Annotated in this window: 24 protein-coding genes; 6 read left to right on the top strand and 18 right to left on the bottom strand. The window is 48.0% G+C overall.

What is annotated here, in order from left to right; all coding sequences use genetic code 11:
• Positions 1-248: 248 nt before the first annotated feature.
• The 9 genes from ACYVF1_RS28870 to ACYVF1_RS28910 all read right to left on the bottom strand — a co-directional run bounded on the left by ACYVF1_RS28870 (position 249) and on the right by ACYVF1_RS28910 (position 4093).
• Positions 249-635, bottom strand: a complete 387-nt coding sequence (locus ACYVF1_RS28870; protein ID WP_461085573.1) for a helix-turn-helix domain-containing protein — start codon at positions 633-635, stop codon at positions 249-251.
• A gap of 20 nt (positions 636-655) precedes the next feature.
• Positions 656-949, bottom strand: a complete 294-nt coding sequence (locus ACYVF1_RS28875) for a type II toxin-antitoxin system HigB family toxin (protein WP_461085575.1) — start codon at positions 947-949, stop codon at positions 656-658.
• Between the two features lie 387 nt (positions 950-1336).
• On the bottom strand, positions 1337-1549 hold the full coding sequence (locus tag ACYVF1_RS28880) for a hypothetical protein (RefSeq protein WP_461085577.1): 213 nt from the start codon (positions 1547-1549) through the stop codon (positions 1337-1339).
• Between the two features lie 73 nt (positions 1550-1622).
• Positions 1623-1895, bottom strand: a complete 273-nt coding sequence (locus ACYVF1_RS28885; RefSeq protein ID WP_461085579.1) for a hypothetical protein — start codon at positions 1893-1895, stop codon at positions 1623-1625.
• Between the two features lie 457 nt (positions 1896-2352).
• The gene (locus ACYVF1_RS28890) at positions 2353-2586 is read right to left on the bottom strand and encodes a hypothetical protein (protein WP_461085581.1); all 234 of its coding nucleotides are present in this window, start codon (positions 2584-2586) and stop codon (positions 2353-2355) included.
• Positions 2587-2673: 87 nt separating this feature from the next.
• On the bottom strand, positions 2674-2868 hold the full coding sequence (locus ACYVF1_RS28895; protein ID WP_461085583.1) for a hypothetical protein: 195 nt from the start codon (positions 2866-2868) through the stop codon (positions 2674-2676).
• 142 nt (positions 2869-3010) lie between these two features.
• A complete protein-coding gene (locus ACYVF1_RS28900) occupies positions 3011-3163 on the bottom strand; it encodes a hypothetical protein (protein ID WP_460979307.1) in 153 nt (50 codons plus the stop codon).
• Positions 3164-3226: 63 nt separating this feature from the next.
• Complete coding sequence (locus ACYVF1_RS28905; protein WP_461085585.1) at positions 3227-3460, bottom strand: hypothetical protein; 234 nt, start codon at positions 3458-3460, stop codon at positions 3227-3229.
• A gap of 105 nt (positions 3461-3565) precedes the next feature.
• On the bottom strand, positions 3566-4093 hold the full coding sequence (locus ACYVF1_RS28910) for a hypothetical protein (RefSeq protein WP_461085587.1): 528 nt from the start codon (positions 4091-4093) through the stop codon (positions 3566-3568).
• A gap of 270 nt (positions 4094-4363) precedes the next feature.
• Between ACYVF1_RS28910 and ACYVF1_RS28915 the strand changes: the two genes are divergently transcribed.
• A complete protein-coding gene (locus tag ACYVF1_RS28915; protein ID WP_460979304.1) occupies positions 4364-4510 on the top strand; it encodes a hypothetical protein in 147 nt (48 codons plus the stop codon).
• A gap of 215 nt (positions 4511-4725) precedes the next feature.
• On the opposite strand, the gene ACYVF1_RS28920 is transcribed toward ACYVF1_RS28915, so the two are convergent.
• The 4 genes from ACYVF1_RS28920 to ACYVF1_RS28935 form a co-directional block, all read right to left on the bottom strand.
• Positions 4726-5094: a hypothetical protein gene (locus tag ACYVF1_RS28920; RefSeq protein ID WP_461085589.1), complete on the bottom strand. Its 369-nt coding sequence runs from the start codon at positions 5092-5094 to the stop codon at positions 4726-4728.
• 432 nt (positions 5095-5526) lie between these two features.
• Positions 5527-6423: a bestrophin family protein gene (locus ACYVF1_RS28925; protein WP_461085591.1), complete on the bottom strand. Its 897-nt coding sequence runs from the start codon at positions 6421-6423 to the stop codon at positions 5527-5529.
• Between the two features lie 139 nt (positions 6424-6562).
• Complete coding sequence (locus ACYVF1_RS28930; protein WP_461085593.1) at positions 6563-8194, bottom strand: Na+/H+ antiporter; 1632 nt, start codon at positions 8192-8194, stop codon at positions 6563-6565.
• A gap of 41 nt (positions 8195-8235) precedes the next feature.
• Entirely contained in the window at positions 8236-9306 is a 1071-nt protein-coding gene (locus ACYVF1_RS28935; protein WP_461085595.1) for a 3-oxoacyl-ACP synthase III family protein, read from the bottom strand.
• Between the two features lie 595 nt (positions 9307-9901).
• Between ACYVF1_RS28935 and ACYVF1_RS28940 the strand changes: the two genes are divergently transcribed.
• Positions 9902-10762 (top strand): sensor histidine kinase, encoded by an 861-nt coding sequence (locus tag ACYVF1_RS28940; protein WP_461085597.1) that lies wholly within the window; start codon positions 9902-9904, stop codon positions 10760-10762.
• A 191-nt stretch (positions 10763-10953) separates the two neighbouring features.
• A complete protein-coding gene (locus ACYVF1_RS28945) occupies positions 10954-11109 on the top strand; it encodes a hypothetical protein (RefSeq protein WP_461085599.1) in 156 nt (51 codons plus the stop codon).
• A 134-nt stretch (positions 11110-11243) separates the two neighbouring features.
• Here the strand turns inward: ACYVF1_RS28945 and ACYVF1_RS28950 are convergent, their stop codons facing one another.
• The 4 genes from ACYVF1_RS28950 to ACYVF1_RS28965 all read right to left on the bottom strand — a co-directional run bounded on the left by ACYVF1_RS28950 (position 11244) and on the right by ACYVF1_RS28965 (position 13244).
• Complete coding sequence (locus ACYVF1_RS28950; protein WP_461085601.1) at positions 11244-11456, bottom strand: hypothetical protein; 213 nt, start codon at positions 11454-11456, stop codon at positions 11244-11246.
• Positions 11457-12256: 800 nt separating this feature from the next.
• Positions 12257-12496, bottom strand: a complete 240-nt coding sequence (locus ACYVF1_RS28955) for a hypothetical protein (protein ID WP_461085603.1) — start codon at positions 12494-12496, stop codon at positions 12257-12259.
• Between the two features lie 27 nt (positions 12497-12523).
• Positions 12524-12877 carry a hypothetical protein gene (locus tag ACYVF1_RS28960; protein WP_461085605.1) on the bottom strand — a complete coding sequence of 118 codons (354 nt, stop codon included), beginning with the start codon at positions 12875-12877 and terminating at the stop codon, positions 12524-12526.
• Between the two features lie 46 nt (positions 12878-12923).
• Complete coding sequence (locus ACYVF1_RS28965) at positions 12924-13244, bottom strand: hypothetical protein (protein ID WP_461085607.1); 321 nt, start codon at positions 13242-13244, stop codon at positions 12924-12926.
• Between the two features lie 753 nt (positions 13245-13997).
• On the opposite strand from ACYVF1_RS28965, the gene ACYVF1_RS28970 reads away from it, so the two are divergent.
• From ACYVF1_RS28970 to ACYVF1_RS28980, 3 genes are all read left to right on the top strand, one after another.
• The gene (locus ACYVF1_RS28970) at positions 13998-14135 is read left to right on the top strand and encodes a hypothetical protein (protein ID WP_461085609.1); all 138 of its coding nucleotides are present in this window, start codon (positions 13998-14000) and stop codon (positions 14133-14135) included.
• Positions 14136-14493: 358 nt separating this feature from the next.
• Positions 14494-14727, top strand: coding sequence for a hypothetical protein (locus ACYVF1_RS28975; RefSeq protein ID WP_461085611.1), 234 nt, complete (start codon positions 14494-14496; stop codon positions 14725-14727).
• 369 nt (positions 14728-15096) lie between these two features.
• Entirely contained in the window at positions 15097-15318 is a 222-nt protein-coding gene (locus ACYVF1_RS28980) for a hypothetical protein (RefSeq protein WP_461085613.1), read from the top strand.
• A gap of 130 nt (positions 15319-15448) precedes the next feature.
• Here the strand turns inward: ACYVF1_RS28980 and ACYVF1_RS28985 are convergent, their stop codons facing one another.
• Positions 15449-15832, bottom strand: coding sequence for a hypothetical protein (locus ACYVF1_RS28985; protein WP_461085615.1), 384 nt, complete (start codon positions 15830-15832; stop codon positions 15449-15451).
• Between the last annotated feature and the right edge of the window lie 66 nt (positions 15833-15898).

Below are 15898 nucleotides of genomic sequence, written 5' to 3' on the forward strand. Positions count from 1 at the left end.
AGTGACCAATGCACTAGACAAAACACTTTAGCTATTCAGGTACTGATGCTTCAAGGAGCAATAATCCATAAACTTGTTACTCCAAATTGCAAGCTACGAATCGTAATGAATAGGAATCAGAGTTAGTGTGTAGCCTAAAACGCTCCTACATGAGACGAATCACCAACAAGCCTTCAACATTCGTAATGACACCCGCTTTAACGGGAATGATACTATACTATACAACATGAAGTAGGCAGTTGAGCAAATTAGGCGTGTTCTAAAATGAATTCGGCGGATATACCTAGTTTTTTGTAGAGTTGTCGAGCCATCTCCAGGCTCAGCCGGCGTTTTCCCCGTAGCAATTCGGATACCCGTGGGGCTTCCACTTCGAGTAATTCCGCTAAATCCTTTTGTTTCAGTTTGCGCTCAAACATCTTTAATTCAATCATGCCGGCCAAGGTCTGAGGCTGACTAGGCATTGGATAGTATAGCTGCTCGTAAGCCCGCATCAAGTGAGATAACCGCAATAATTCCTGATCATCCTGCTCGCTTAGGCTAGCAAATCCACCGCCCTGTGTAGCCTTCTGCAAATAGGCTTCCACCTCCGCTTGTACTGCTCGATAATCAGCCTCTGTTTGGATGTTAGTAATCATAATTGTATTCATTTATTAGACTAGATAACGGATGCGTCCACCTTATCATATTCACTGTGAGTACCAATAAAGCGAACATAAAGACTTCGCACTCGAAAATGCACCATGGCAATTAACCGGTATTGGTTGCCTTTAATGTTAAAGACGTAACGGTCATTCTTCACGTAATCGACGCTGTTAAAATCTTGCTTTATATCGGCCAGTGACGACCAGTCAGCAGCTTCCACGATGCGCATCCAGCGTAATAATTCATCATGGACATCAGGATGCTGATGAGCATATTGGCTGATGGTAGCTGGGGTAAAAATGATCATGCCTACTCCTTAACAAGGGAAAGGAAGCTAAAGATTCGCAAATATGAAGAAAAATACAGAATTTGTAAGTAGGTACTTAGTGATAGTTTGAACAGCAGCAACGTCTTGCTCGATTTTTACAAAAGAACCTATCCTTCTAGCTTAGTGCAATTTTGAATAGGATAAATTAAGCAAAGCGATAACCAATTGAAGCCGTTTTGGAATGTGTTTCGATACGTTTTCCAGCTATGGATATCGTCCTACAGAAACGGGCGATAAAGGAGACGGGCAACCAGTAAGAACCAGGCGGAAAAAGGTTAAGTGATGTTGTGACCAATACACACACGCTGAGTGCCTTTTTATACTGTTTGCCAGTTAGTAGGAATAGCAGCTGTCCTCCAAACGGCATCACTTGACTACACCCATAATTTTATGGATACCCGCTTCAATCGTTACGTTCAGACTCTTTCCAATCCAGTCCTGGAGATCAATGCCCCCGGCTTCACTACTTGTTGGGCTTGTTCCTTTACCGAGCACAGGACCCTCTAAAATGCGTACTGGAACCCGGCAAACAAACCCCGCATTAGTCTGGATGAAAAGGTAATTGAAAATAATCGTCATAATGGGTAGGGGTTATTGGACTGAACAGACACTGGCTTTATAGTATGTATAGTATGTAATGAGTAGCTAAAATTCACCCAACTTGTGAAGGGGGATGGTAAGGAGCTACTAAAACGAATAGGCTTTCTGTTAATTCGATCCGTTTTTTCTTGTAATACAGCAGAAGGTTGGCTGCCTTAGTATGCCTGCTTAGCGCTACTTCTGAAGTTTCAGTTGACGAAAAGAAGGAAATCTCGTCAAACAACTCAGTGATAAACACATCGCATTGAGTAATTAAGGCTTCTAACAATTGCTTGTCGCGGACAAACTTGTTAAATTGAACTAACATCACTTCTGAATCAGCCATTGTGATAGAGTTTATTCAAGTAGGGATTAAGTGTTGTTTTGCCTGGGGGCTATCTACCCAGCTAGTTTAGATCAAACACTCCCTCAATCATCACCAAGATCTGAGTTGGGTTCTCGTCACAGAAAAAATCCCCTTGTACGGTAAACACTTGGCTACCACCAGTCGATTTGGCAATCCTGACAATGTGATTCACATTAACCAAATAGTTATCGATGCCTCCATACTGGGACGAACGACTTAGTTTGATAAATGGGCTCATCGGGTAAGAAATTATTTATTGTTGACTAGCCAACGAAGTGGATAATGAGAGAACAATTGTAGTAACAATGCGGGCATAAAAAACCATCGATACTTTTTTATGCCCGCATTGTTACTTCCTGTCTTGCCCGATTATAGGGGTTGATCTATTATTGAAAGCTCTTGGCCTGAGAACAGGTGTGCGATGCCTAACCTGACTCTACTCGCCAAATGTGTAATCCCGCTCTCGAACTAAGTTATTCGTCTCGGCAAACTCGAGCAACATACCGTAGTCTTCTTTCGAGCCAATGACGCCACCCCCTTCTTCAGCTGCATTCATGAAGACACACCGACACCGGCGCTGGCCAAACTGATTCCTCCCAAAATCGAAATGAGCTATTTTGTCTGGATCATACACCACTTTCCCTAAAACTACTATCTGTCCTTTTCGCATCGTGTTGGAGTTTGAATGCCTCGACGGCTGACTAGTCCAGGGCTGGTGGCTGTCAGTAGACGCACCCGTCTAGCCCTCAAATTCGGCCTAGTAGCTGGAGCCTTTCTTCGCTTTTTTACTTAAGCTTGCCTGCTTGATGGCCCAGGCTTTGGCCTTCAGGGATTGATGTAATGCTCGATCCCTGGGCAAAAAGGTGGTGCTGCGGTTCAGTGCGTTCTCAACGGCTAGCCAGTAGCTTGAATCAGACGTCTCGGGTATGTCCGAATAAATAGGTGGATTCATGAACGATTACGATAATGATCGGTTAAAAATCAAACTGGCTTTAGCCAACTATTCAGAAAGCCCCAGGCCACTTGAAACCGCTGATCGATTCTAGCAACACCTCACGTTAGCCCAAATCGATCAGCAGTTTTTATCAGGCTGTTTATTTCTTCTTGGCTTTGGGTAGCAGACCCAAGACCGTTGGGCTGGCTAGGGGCTGCTGCTCGTACTTGGGAATTTTCGCGACGCCGTGTTCCTTTGGCGCTTTGGTCGCGGCTTTCTTGTCGTTCCTGTTTTTTTTATCCTGATTAGCCATACAATAGAATTTAGAGGTTAATGCTCGTTCAAAGGGCCGTCATGACGGGGCCGGACTCCTGGGTTATTCGATGGCTAAGCCCCGAATATAATACTCCTGGCCCTGAGGCCCCTGGCGAAGATCGGCCAGCACATCTTTGCCCTGCCAGCTCACCGGATCAACCCCGTTGATCAGCAGGCTGCCCCGCATTAAGTGTAGTTCCGGTCCTCCTTTGATAACACTCATGATGTTGATGAGCACTTTGGGGATGACTACCTGATCGGTGACGGTGAAGAGTTCATTGAAATTGATTCGCATACGCTTGGTTGATTAAAAGATACTGCATTAGTATATAGGCGATGATAGTGGATAGACGAGTAAATCCAACAGTTGAGCGGGACTGGCCCAGGCTAGCCCAACCGTTTAGCGACTTGAGTTCGAATCGGGTCGTGAAATCAGGTAATGCCCGGCTTCCAGATAAGCGCGCATCAGATGCCGAAAGAAATAGATCCGATCCTGACCGATGAAAAAAGCTAGTTCATTCGGATGGGGACAGCAATACCATAAACCATTGGGAAAGTGGCCGCTACCTTTACCACGTACGTAGTTTAGATGGGGTGCCAAGACCAGCAAGTCCTGCTGCCGAAAAGGCGACGTGGTCGTGATCAGGAAGCTGCCCTGTCGCATCCGCTCTAACAGGCTGGTGATGTCCTCCCCCGAGGCACTGACCTCCTGGGTAAAGGTAATCCGTTGGCCAGCTTGTGCCGATTGGCGCAACAGATCGCTGACCGAGCGGATTAGTCTAAACCAGTGTATCTGACTTTGGCGACTAAAGGGGGTTGATGGCTTAAATACCTTAGAGACAAACAGGCGAGCTAGCGTCTCCAGATGCGCAATGAGCTGCGGTTTCGTCCAAGCAGCGTCCGGGTAGTCGATCATCGATGGCGACATTTGACTGCCGGTTAGCACGCACGCAGCAAGGCTGTTAGTAACTCAACATGCGTAATCACCAAATGATTACGGAGCCGGACTTTATTTAGTCAGAATCAGGCCTTTTGTTCGGTAACGGACCTGCACGGCAGGAAACCTAGGGTTTACCCGCTGATTAGACCCACATCCGTTGGATGGATTGGGGATATACGACTGGTAAACCGGCGGTAGCCATCTGAACAAATTAAATCGTTTTGCGCTGGCCACCGTTCTGCTTTAAACTCTGTTGATATGGCACACGAAGAAAAAGGAAACAAAAACACCAAAAAGCCAGCCACCAAAGCGCCTAAGGTACAGGGTGTCCCCAGAATCCCCAAGTACGAGCAGACCGAATCCGGCATCAAACCGCCGGACCTGGCTCGTAAAGCGAAAAAATGATAAGTGGTTAACCGGGGTTTAGGTAAGTCATTTAAAAGAGTACAGGGTTCTGTTGACACGGAATAAGCTGAGTCCTGAACTACGATCCTGGCTCACATTTTACTAGCTTACGCTGGCTGCCAATTACGGCGGTACGAAAAGGGGGAGTAACACATAATGCTACTCCCCCTTTTTCGTACCCTATCACTGAGGTAAGGTGTCCTGGTTAGCCTCCCTTATAAACGCTGAGCAGCCGGTTTGTCTAATGCCTTCATTGGCTCCTCAACCGACTTATCAATACGTATGGTAAACGGAACTTCCTTTGAGTCATCCAGCAGCCGTTTGCTGACCACAGGCACCAACTGGCTTTGCCCATGAACGTTAACGGCGGTCCAGTGCATGGCATCAAGGGATCGATTGGCTCCTTTCTGAGCTTCCGTGACAACCGGTTGATTGGTTTGTATTTCTTCGCCTAGCCGGTGAGCGTCCTGGCTGGCCTCTGGCTCCGTTGCAGGCCCAAGGCTATAGCTTTGCGCCCAGGAGTGGGTTGAGACAAACGTGAATGCAACTAAAAATAATACAAAAAATCTTGACTGTATTTTCATAACGATGTCCACCAGTAGAGGTCGGATATAGAAGCAACGGAAGGAATAAAGATATAGTTGCAATAACCTCATAATTAATAAATTGTACCAATATTTCTATAAAATGGCAGGATCGTCATCGTTCATAGTATCCTTATACATATTCAGCTTTTCTTGTTAGTCTCTGATGATTTCAATGGGAAAAGTGCAATTTTATTAGTTAAAAGTCTATTATCCTAACCGCATAAGAGCCTACTTTGAATACCTGTTCATTGACTAATTATTAATCAGTAGTTTTTGGCCAGTAAATGAGGGCTAATCGAATTGGTCGCCCAACCGCTTAGACGCAGCTGCGGGACCCGCCCACTTATCGCTGATTAGCTGGATCTACTTCCCGCTTCTTTGGCGATGAGGATATATTGGGCATGTTCCGCACGACTGGGATTACTTCCCTTATAATGAATAATAAGTCTGGGAAACCGGTCTTTCAGGCAGGGATGAATACGCCGTCATACTTTTCAGATCTCGTTCAATGGTTTGAGCAATCGTCGTCATGGGGGTATCGGTCGGCTTATTCTCAAAGGGGTCCTGTAATTGAATGGCGCTTTTCTCAATCAGAATGAAGGCCGAGGAGAGGAGCGTGACCAGCGGTACATCCAACAGATAATGAACAGGATACAGACAGAAGGGCAGAATCGTGGCAAACAGGTAAATGAATACTTGCATGTTAAACGTATAGGTTCGGGGAAAAACCGTGTTTTTGATCCGTTCGCAGCGTCCCATGGAATCGGTCAGGTTGTTGAGGGTCGTGCTCAACTGAACCAGCTGATAATCGGTTAGTTGTCCATGATCGTATAAGCTGCGCATGGCTAACCCCTGGTCCAGCAGTAGAGCGTTGGGTTTATTGGTTGCCTGAGTCACGCGCTGGCTATCCGCCAGAGGAAGGAACGTTTGTAATCGTTCCGTCACATCCTGACCCCGTAGGGTGTCCCCCAATACAAAGCAGAACGCGCATTGGCGCTCCACGAAGGCGTGCAGCCGCGCGTCTCGGTCAGGCCCATCGGCCACAAATAGCTGGAGCTGGCGAATCAGGCTACGACTATCGTTGACAATGGCTCCCCAGGCGATGCGGGCCTCCCACCACCGATCGTAGGCCTGATTGGTACGAAAAGCCAGCAGCAGCGCAATACAGGTGCCCAGGATGGCTGCAATGGCGATCGGAAGGACTAAATCCCAGGCGCTGAACAGTTTAAGGAAAACGATGCCATTGGCAAACAAAAAGATGAGCTGGGCTTGGGGCAAAATATTACGAATATAGAAGGTAAATGAAATCTTGTGATTGAGCAGCATAAGACTAATTTCCGGGGTTTGAAGCGGTCAGGAGAGATTTTCACTGCCTGAAGTTGAGCATCTTCGTGTTCAGTGTAGCTGGATGAGTTGAGATAGCCAGGCGTAACACCGAAGACTAAGCCCATCCTACCGATCGGCTTTACGACTCCCCGGCGGCCTGCTCGGAGGTATCCAGCCGGGCCATATCCAGATCGATTCGTCGTTCCGCCGTCCGCAGCACCTCGTCACTAAAGCGTTTTTCGGTGGCCAGTTCCAGAAGAAGCGCCTGCTGGTATTCGCCCAGGACTCGTTCGGCGGCCCGCTGTTCACTTACTAACGCGTGATCCGTAACCAGTTCGGGCTCCGAGTCCGTCTGATACAGCGTCGCGTCCAGTTCGGTCAACAAAACCCGGTAGCGCCGAATGAGCCTTTGTTTCAGTAACTCCGACAAAGTCATCGGAAAGTCATTTTCCAGGTAGGTCAGCGACCGGCTGGCCAGCAGGAACTCCAGCGCCTGATCCGCCCGAACCAGATCGCTTTGCGGTGTCACCCCCAGCAGCCGGATCAGCAGGGGTAAGCTCATTCCCTGCAAGACCAACGTAACCAGAATGACCACAAACGATAAGAACAGCATCAGCGGGCGCTGAGGAAACAACTGGCCGGAGCTTAGCGTGAGCGGCAGGGCCAGGGCGGTCGCCAGCGAGATCACGCCCCGGGTTCCCGTCCAGGCCACAATCAGCACGTTCCGCCAGTCCACATCGTTAGGCGGCTCATCGGCGTCCGAACCCGGTGCGGTTGACCAGCCAAGCAACCGGGGATAATACGTACTGAAAAATACCCACAAAATGCGGATGAGAATCGTAACAGCGCTAATCACCACGCTGTACAGTACTAATTCTTCCGTCGTGTAGCCGCGCAAATCCGCCACGATGGCCGGCAGTTGCAAGCCGATCAGGATGAAGACCATGCCTTCGAGCAAAAAAATGAGCGTGTCCCAAATAGCGCGGGATTCCAGGCGAGCCTGGGGTGACAGCACTTCCGGTGCCCGGCGGGTAATCAAAAGCCCCGCGCTGACGACAGCCAGAATGCCCGAGGTGTGGACGTGTTCTGCGGCTAAGTAGGCTCCGTAGGGAACTAGTAAAATCAGGCCCGTTTGGGTGGTGGCGCTACTGATTCGATCGAGCATTAGCGTCACCAACCAGCCCAGCACCCCACCGATCAACAGGCCGCCCCCGGCCACCAGTAAAAATTGCCCGCCCGCCTCCCATAACACAAACTGGCCCGTCATCACGGCGGCTACGGCGTAGCGGTAGGCGATGAGCGCGGAGGCATCGTTGAGCAGGCTTTCGCCTTCCAGAATGGCAATAACGCGTTTGCTCAGGCCCAGGCCCTTGATGATACTGGTAGCCGCCACCGCGTCGGGGGGCGAGACGATGGCGCCCAGCACGAAGGCCATCGGCCAGCTAAAGTGGGGAATCACGTAGTGGGCAGCAACGGCCACGGTACTGGCGGTAAAAAAAACCAGCGTAACGGCTAAAGTGGTAATCGGGCGAATGGAACGGGTGAACTCCTGCCAGGCCGTTTTGGAAGCTGCCTGGTAGAGCAGTGGGGGCAGAAAAAGGACCAAGGCGACATTGGGATTTAAGGCCAGGTTGGGCAAAACCGGTATGAAGCCAATCACTACACCGGTGGCCACTAATAAAACCGGATACGGCAGCTTAATTTTATGGGCGATGGCCGATAAGCCAATCAGCACAGCCAGAATAAAAATAACCGTCTCAAAGTGGGCCATAGATTGCCAGTTTATTGAATGAAAACGGACGACCCGCTGGATTAGAATTGATAGACAACGGCATTGATATTCATGCCCGCTCCCACCGAAGCGAATACGACGGTATCACCGGCTTCGATGCGTTGATGGGTCAGCTGGCCCCGTAGCAGTAAGTCCAGCAAGGTGGGAATGGTGGCCACCGAACTATTGCCCAGCCAGGCGATCGTCATGGGCATCAGTGCCAGGTCCGGGCCTGGCTGCCCGTACAGCTTGAAGAGCCGTTCCAGAATGGCGACATCCATTTTCTGATTGGCTTGGTGAATAAGGATCTTTCTGACTGCCGAAAGGTCCATACCCGCTTTGTCCAGGGCGGTTTTGATCACCAGGGGGACGTGCTGTAAGGCAAATTCGTAAAGCTTTCGCCCCTTCATTTTCATAAACCGATCGGACCGCTCGCTGCGGGCTGGCTCATAAGCCCTACCCATCGTCAGCAGGGCCACGTGCTCATGGGCATGGGTCTGGGTATGATGCGCCAGTATTCCCGTTCGTCCATCCGGACTGGCTTCCAGAACGACGGCCCCACTGCCATCACTGAACAATAACGAATCCCGATCTCCCGGATCAATCACCCGCGACAAGGTCTCGGTGCCGATGACCAGACAACGCCTGGCGTCCCCCGAGCGTATGTAATAGTTGGCCTGAATAAGACCTTCTACCCAACCCGGACAGCCGAAGGCCAGATCATAGGCTACGCATTGCGGGTTCTTGATCGCTAAGCGTGCTTTGATGCGGGAAGCCAGCGAAGGCACCAGATCGACCCGGTTACTTTGGTGAGCGACATCGCCAAAATTGTGGGCGACGATCAGATAATCCAGCGTTTCGGGATCGATGCCCGAGCTGGTCAGGGCCTGTTCGGCAGCCAGCAAACCCAGATCGGAAGCTTGCTGATCGGGGCGGGCGTAGCGCCGTTCCCGAATGCCGCTGATTGTCGTAAACTGGTCCAGCATCACGGCCTGATCAGTGGGGATGGCTTCCCCAGCGGGGGTAAAGAACTGAGTCGTTAAAAAGTCCTGATTTCGAATGATGGTATCCGGAATATAACTACCCGTTGCCGCAATGACTGAGCGAATCATAGCCTTGTTTTATTAGAGAATGCTAAACGATACGCCTGTTAAATAATGAGCCGTGCTTATCGTTTCCGTTTTTCCTAACGCTATGATTATCAAGAAAGCGAACGAACCCAAGCGGCAAGACAATTTCGGCTTAAGGATACACTTTGGTCGCTTAATAACGCCCTTCCTATCTGTAGAGGAATATAAACCTGGTACAGGTCGACTAAGCAGAGCAGTAGCTTCCACCAGGAGTTAATCCTCTTTGCCACCAAATGTTCCAGATAAGTGATTTTAATGAGGTAGCGGGCTTTCGAGCTGAATCTATCGCGGTAGCTATTCTCCGTGAGTTGGTAAAGCATTGCGACTATCTACAACACCCTTCAAGACTCATAATAAGCCCTAGTAGGTCTGCACTGCAAAACGGGGCCAAAAGAAAATAGAGAGTTAGAAAACTCATTACTCGACACAGCTAAGCTTACTTTGATAATTTAACCGGGTATATTGCCTTTAAATGGGCCATAATAGGCTATATTCTGCCTGCTAATCAGTCAGTAAAGAAAACGACCATTCTCTTTACCTATACTCAGAATCAGTACTTTACGGGGCTATTTTCATTTTGGCCCCGTTTTGCACTAAAGACCAAGCTGAGCAATCCATCCTCCAGAGCGAAGCCCGTTACCGCCACTTATCGGCTGAGCTGGAGCAGCAGGTGCAGGCCCGAACCCGGGAATTAGACCTATTAGTGGGCGATCTGCGCCGGTCAAACGAGAACCTTCAACAGTTTGCTTATGTCGCCAGCCACGATTTACAGGAACTCCTGCGCAAAATGCAGTCGTTTAGCACGCTGCTGAGTCAGTATCTGGGCCAGGTGCTCGACACCACGGCGATCGATTACCTGGAGCGCATCACCAAGTCTGCGGCTCGCATGTCCACCCTGATTCGGGATCTGCTGAGTTACTCCCGCCTTACGACTCGGCAGCAACGCTTCGGACCCATTTCGCTGGAGGCTGTCATCGCTGAGGTACTCGAGACGCTCTCGGTAGAGGTCGAACATCGCCAGGCTCAGATGCAGGTCGATGAACTGCCCATTGTGCATGGCGATGACTCCCAGTTGAGTCAGCTGTTTCAGAACCTGCTGAGCAATGCACTCAAGTTTACACCGGCCTCTGAGCGTCCCCAAATACGGGTGAAATACCTCCATCGGCACCTGGCCGAATTGCCTGTTGACATCCGGCTCAACGGATCGGCCCCTTTCTATCACCAGATTAGCATCATCGATCAGGGTATTGGCTTTGACACCAAGTATCTGGATCGCATTTTCCAGGTGTTTCAGCGGCTGCATGGTAAGCAGGAGTTTCCGGGTACCGGTGTGGGGCTGGCCATCTGCCAGCGGGTGATGGAGAATCATGGGGGTGGCATCACCGCGACCAGTAAGCCGGGTCAAGGGGCCACCTTTAGCGTGTACCTACCGGCGTAGCTCAAGGTACCGGTCGCGCAGAGTGAATCGAAAAATCCTGGCTACTGGGACGCTGTCGTTTGGGCTTGAGATAAAGTGCTTAAGAACCGACCTAACTATAGTTTTGCCAAGGGTTACATCTGGTATCCGTAGATAGAAAAGGGGCTTGGTTAGCAGAACAGGTAGCCAATGAAGAAATTGACCTGGTCAAGATGAATACTATTTTGCTGGAAAAGGTAGGGGAATTAATCCAATACAGCATTCAGCAGGATAAGACGATTCAGGCACAACAGCAACAACTTCAGGCCGTCAGGAAAAAACAGGATGAGCTACAGAACAGATTAAACCAGCTATTGAACCAGAAGTAGCGTGCCGATACCAATAGAAATCCGACAGTATATTAACTGGTCAATTAGGTAGGCTTCTCAGCGTTTAGTTTACTCTCTTTTACTAGAGAAATTCAGTAAACTAAATGCTGAAACTATTTTTTACCGGCCTTAAATCACATACCCGTATTCTGAAACACAATCGTGCCAAACAGATTGACCCGTACATTAAATTCACTATCAAATTCTATCACCTCGGAAAAGCTGTAGGGATGTCCACTTTCGGTAAAGCGATGCAACGCTTCGGCTTCGGGTATATTCAAATAAGCCGTTGTGAAGCGGGCATCCATCCCCGAAAAGCCGTGAACGAGAATAATTGTATTTTTCATGCGTGTAAAGTTGGCCTGTATACTTTTCCAGTCGACCAATAGATTTACTGCTTACTTCTTCTTGCTGCTCATCCCCTTGAAGTGGGCGTAGCAAGTTTGCATCAACAGGTAGTTGTATCCGTTAGCGAAACCTATTCTCCAGCTTGAAAGCCATATAGCAAAGCGAAGAACAGGCTAGTGACTACCACCAGCAGGAGTATATTTCTTTGCGTCCTGTTAGGCCCACCCTGAACCTGGGCCTGTTCGTCAATATAAAAGACGATTGCCGTACCGATACTAAAGAAGACAAGAACAGCCCATATCATCATTGGCAGGATCATTGGGTTCAGAGCAGAAATCAGCTACTCAGAAAATAGACATTGGGGCGTTTGGGATTAATAACCCTGGCTAATATACCCTCGAAACGCTAGGTATAAATAAGCGGCTATATGGCTGTCAGAACTTATATAGCCCCTTTTTCTCGACCAGTTTCTGAATATCGATTTGCATTCGCTTATTGCTTAAGAGTAATGGCGTGTTTTTTATAACTGAAATACCCAATAAGGATAATCAGTATGCCGATGAAGATATTGTAAAAGGTAGGCGATTGATGGGTAATAGGAGCCTGATCTAAAAATAAATCTGTCCTAATAAGATGAAAATAAGAGCCTTGATTCATGGTAGAAGATGAAAAAATACGATGATACTAAGTTGAGTAGGGTCGCTTCAGCCAGAAGACAGGTCTATCTTAATCAGAGAGTCAATCAGCAGCTATTATGGAACTATAGGGCATAGATCGAGAGCAGTAGGTTAGGGTTCACTTACTCCATTCGGCTCAAATCTTTTTTAATAGCCAGTTCGGCATTAAGCGTTAATTCGCCGTTTTGTAAACAGCGATAAAAGGCGCGCCCACACGTAAGCGCCTGGTCTCTGTCACCACTGGCTATGGCTGCTCGGTAAGCCTGATATAAGCCTTGTTCCTGTTTTTGGCGCTTACTGGCGTTTTGAATGACAAGCCAAAATACGCCTAGCACAACCACCATAAATAAGACCGTTTCCATATGATTAATAGGTTAATAAGTAACTGATTATACATTTAATTGAGTGTATTCATCCGTCTGGAGCCATCGAATGGCATCCTGCGTTGTAGGAAAGAGCAGGACTGTATCAGGATCGTTACGCTGATGGCTCGGAAGCGATAGTTCCATCAACTTGTTGACTCGACACCGAAAGCTGGGCTGGTTCATGTTCTGGGAGGCCTTGTCCAGACTCACTTGAATCTGTATGAGTTCAACCGCTCCCAGCTCTGGCCGGTCTTTATCCAGAAATACGAGCTCTACTGACTGGCGACCTACATGATTTAGTTCGCCCAGAATCTGATTTTTTCGTAATGGATGGCGGTTGATCAATGCCCCAATTGTCCATTCTAATAAGTGCTGCATACGTTTATCCGAATTAATCCTAAAGCCTTGTTACGCTAGCTTGTCTTTATAGGGTTGGTCCATACCAGGGGTTATGCGACTGAGTATCGCTGGCACTGCTTTGGTTCCAATCTTTCTCGCTCACGACAAAGATGTCTATGGCCTGTACGGTTTCTGGTTCGACCGTTAATCGAGGAGGCTTCCTTGTTGTAGGGGGATTGGCAATCATATACGTTTTGGCAAGACTTCCTTCTCGCTGTTCGATCAACAGGATAGCTTGTCCCTGCGCAAAGCCTTGTAGCGAACTAGCTTCCGTATCGGCTAACAGGTAATGGAAGGTTTGACGCTGTGCATCATCGTAGGCATAAAAACGCAAGTGGAAGGTCATGAATATGAGCATTTAACAAACTATGCCGGTCACAGCTTGGTACTAAAAAAAGAAAGGATTCGGAATCGAAAGAAGACTAGTGAAGGCTCGTATGGATTTACAGGAGAGGAGCTATAGCTACGAGTCTGGATTAGGCCGCTACCTAAGGCGAATGAAGTCCGGGTATATAAGCGCCTTTGAATGGTATTTGTTCAGTTCTCCGAAAAAAAAGATTCGAGTCAGGACAAATAAGCTATTGGTTTTCAGTTTGTTTTGTCTAACTATCTTTTACGATATGGGTTAAAATAGCGTCTGGCCTGAATGATTAAAAGAATTAATAAACAATTCACCCCTCGCCGTGTTCACTAACTAAGGCCCCGTTTTCGGCAGTCAACTGCCTGGCCTGATGGTTAACTTCTCCCGTGTAGTTCAGAATATGAAAGGCCAGATAGCAAACCTGGTCGACTGTTGCTGAATCAATGTGAGCTACCAGCCTGTTTATGCTGGCTGTAATACGCACTTCTCCTTATAGGTAGACGCTTGGTAGGAGCGATCTACTCAATCACTCACTTAACAGGTCCCGGTTTTTAGCACCTTGTGTCCGTGCTTATTGCTGCGCATAAATGGATAATGGATTCGCTGTTGAAATCCTGTCCGGGAATTGAGCGCATCAATAATACACGGACGGCATGTTCCACAGATCGCTAACGATTGCTTCAAATGGCTTTCTAAAGCGACAAATCGGGTTTAATAATTAATTAATCAATCTTTATTATGGCTACGAAATCCAGTAAGAAAGATGCGACTAAGGCTGCTAAAGTGGCCGGTGTCGCTAAAGTGCCTCGCTATGCGCAACGTGAAGCCGCTTTAGTACCCCTGGTACCTAAAGCATCCCAAAAGAATAACAAATAATCAATTTTAGGATAACACGAGTAGGGATAGGCCATATTCCAGAAGACCAGTGGTTGATCTACTACCCTGTGAATCAATATCGGGTCGATTGAAAACACGCTGATAATAATCTATCATGCTTAAAAGTAGTTGTAAATCCCGGTCTTTGGAAAGAGTTATACCCGCCGAGAAAAAGCCCTATTGAGTACGAGGTACGCCCCACACGATTCTTTATCTGACCCCTGAACATGCTGCCGGGCGATTCGATTTGATTCCTCAGTTTCAACAGATACCCTTAGGGCCCGACAGTTAACGTCAATAAGCTTAGTAAAGCAGTACATGATAATCTAGTTCGTCTCACGTTTAAAATCTTAAGCTCATGCGTATCAACTTCAATGAACTTTTCACGGTGACCGATGCCGTCGTGATACCGAAAGTGCTGATCAATATTATGAGTGTGATCCGAGGTGGTCCGGAACTACGGCTGGCAAAAGATACATGGACCATTAATGGCGTCGATCCGGTTACCTGGCAGGGTAAGGACTTACTGGTGGATATACGGACCAGTAGCCAGGGACAGGAATACTACATTCGGGGCTTAGCTATCCAATGATTCGGTCAACTTTATTAGGTCGAGTCGATTTCAAGGGTAGCTAATTGGGTACCTGTATAACTTTGCGGCTTGTGTTTTGCATGAATCAAGTCTATGATCCTCGGTGCGGCCAACACTGCGATTACCCAATGATTGAAATTGAGCCTGACAATAGGACAGCTTATCCAACAATACCAGACCAAAGGGTTTCTACGCTATGCTACTAGTTCCAGATTCCCTGGTATTGTTGTCGGATGCTGATGGAGTCACGTGTTAGTCGTTAACCCTAGGGGAGTTGTAGAGCAAGACAAACCAATAACGATTCCTATCCTGACATAGCTATAGCTTATAGAAAACGAGAAAAAGAGGTGTAGTTAAACATACTGGCTTATGCATCCGAACAGAATGGCTGAGGAACTAACCCATCAGATTGATAAATACAGTCAGCTTCTGATAGGGTTTGAACGAATGCTTCCCAGTATCACTATCGCTCAGGCAGGCCAGCCGCCTTCTTCAATTGATTTAATGCTGATCACGATTGCCCACGATCAGATTGCTGTCTACAGGAAAAAGATCGGCGAGCTAAAGCTGTTACGAGAAAAGTCCGTCTGAAAAAGAGAATAAGCAAACTCCGAACTGAATGAATTTACCTCGGCAAGTTTATCGCATAGTAAGGTGGTAGCCTGTTCGAAAGCTAGTGTCGGATCATGCCATAAAATTCATACGGACCTTCATAACAGGTTTACTTCCTTTTTTTTATAGCCGTAATCTCACCTGCTTCCAGACCCTTTGTCAATTCAACAATGGTAGTGCCAACCCCCGCTCGGATAACGGCATAAAAGAGCTTGCCAAAGTACGGGTCGTCTAGCATCCGGACTTGATCAACCACAAAAGACGAGCCCGAAAATCCTCGCTCCAATGGCCGCCCGAGTAGGGGTAATCCGGCATGGGTAGCATAAGAAAAGTCTCGATTGACCATCGTACCAGGCCCCAGAAGTAGCGTGTCGCCCTGTTGCAGCTTCTGACCATTGGGCAGCTTAACCAGCCCCGTTAATCGCTTACCAGGGAGTTGCCTATAGCCCGGGTATGCTATGAGTAGGATGAAGGCGACCAGAACGATTTTCATGTGACATAGAAGGCTAAGAGGTAATGGATAGGCAACAACAGAGTAGCTAAAATTTGCGTGACCATT

This window comes from Spirosoma flavus (genome assembly GCF_054778555.1).

Excerpts from the sequence above, each read along its gene's own strand:
- ACYVF1_RS28925 (WP_461085591.1), bottom strand. The coding sequence starts at position 6,423 with ATGCTGCTCAATCACAAGATTTCATTTACCTTCTATATTCGTAATATT.
- ACYVF1_RS28945 (WP_461085599.1), top strand. The coding sequence starts at position 10,954 with ATGAATACTATTTTGCTGGAAAAGGTAGGGGAATTAATCCAATACAGC.
- ACYVF1_RS28960 (WP_461085605.1), bottom strand. The coding sequence starts at position 12,877 with ATGCAGCACTTATTAGAATGGACAATTGGGGCATTGATCAACCGCCAT.
- ACYVF1_RS28980 (WP_461085613.1), top strand. The coding sequence starts at position 15,097 with ATGCATCCGAACAGAATGGCTGAGGAACTAACCCATCAGATTGATAAA.
- ACYVF1_RS28950 (WP_461085601.1), bottom strand. The coding sequence starts at position 11,456 with ATGAAAAATACAATTATTCTCGTTCACGGCTTTTCGGGGATGGATGCC.
- ACYVF1_RS28915 (WP_460979304.1), top strand. The coding sequence starts at position 4,364 with ATGGCACACGAAGAAAAAGGAAACAAAAACACCAAAAAGCCAGCCACC.
- ACYVF1_RS28955 (WP_461085603.1), bottom strand. The coding sequence starts at position 12,496 with ATGGAAACGGTCTTATTTATGGTGGTTGTGCTAGGCGTATTTTGGCTT.
- ACYVF1_RS28975 (WP_461085611.1), top strand. The coding sequence starts at position 14,494 with ATGCGTATCAACTTCAATGAACTTTTCACGGTGACCGATGCCGTCGTG.
- ACYVF1_RS28920 (WP_461085589.1), bottom strand. The coding sequence starts at position 5,094 with ATGAAAATACAGTCAAGATTTTTTGTATTATTTTTAGTTGCATTCACG.
- ACYVF1_RS28875 (WP_461085575.1), bottom strand. The coding sequence starts at position 949 with ATGATCATTTTTACCCCAGCTACCATCAGCCAATATGCTCATCAGCAT.
- ACYVF1_RS28935 (WP_461085595.1), bottom strand. The coding sequence starts at position 9,306 with ATGATTCGCTCAGTCATTGCGGCAACGGGTAGTTATATTCCGGATACC.
- ACYVF1_RS28930 (WP_461085593.1), bottom strand. The coding sequence starts at position 8,194 with ATGGCCCACTTTGAGACGGTTATTTTTATTCTGGCTGTGCTGATTGGC.
- ACYVF1_RS28895 (WP_461085583.1), bottom strand. The coding sequence starts at position 2,868 with ATGAATCCACCTATTTATTCGGACATACCCGAGACGTCTGATTCAAGC.
- ACYVF1_RS28890 (WP_461085581.1), bottom strand. The coding sequence starts at position 2,586 with ATGCGAAAAGGACAGATAGTAGTTTTAGGGAAAGTGGTGTATGATCCA.
- ACYVF1_RS28970 (WP_461085609.1), top strand. The coding sequence starts at position 13,998 with ATGGCTACGAAATCCAGTAAGAAAGATGCGACTAAGGCTGCTAAAGTG.
- ACYVF1_RS28905 (WP_461085585.1), bottom strand. The coding sequence starts at position 3,460 with ATGCGAATCAATTTCAATGAACTCTTCACCGTCACCGATCAGGTAGTC.
- ACYVF1_RS28885 (WP_461085579.1), bottom strand. The coding sequence starts at position 1,895 with ATGGCTGATTCAGAAGTGATGTTAGTTCAATTTAACAAGTTTGTCCGC.
- ACYVF1_RS28880 (WP_461085577.1), bottom strand. The coding sequence starts at position 1,549 with ATGACGATTATTTTCAATTACCTTTTCATCCAGACTAATGCGGGGTTT.
- ACYVF1_RS28870 (WP_461085573.1), bottom strand. The coding sequence starts at position 635 with ATGATTACTAACATCCAAACAGAGGCTGATTATCGAGCAGTACAAGCG.
- ACYVF1_RS28965 (WP_461085607.1), bottom strand. The coding sequence starts at position 13,244 with ATGACCTTCCACTTGCGTTTTTATGCCTACGATGATGCACAGCGTCAA.
- ACYVF1_RS28910 (WP_461085587.1), bottom strand. The coding sequence starts at position 4,093 with ATGTCGCCATCGATGATCGACTACCCGGACGCTGCTTGGACGAAACCG.
- ACYVF1_RS28900 (WP_460979307.1), bottom strand. The coding sequence starts at position 3,163 with ATGGCTAATCAGGATAAAAAAAACAGGAACGACAAGAAAGCCGCGACC.
- ACYVF1_RS28985 (WP_461085615.1), bottom strand. The coding sequence starts at position 15,832 with ATGAAAATCGTTCTGGTCGCCTTCATCCTACTCATAGCATACCCGGGC.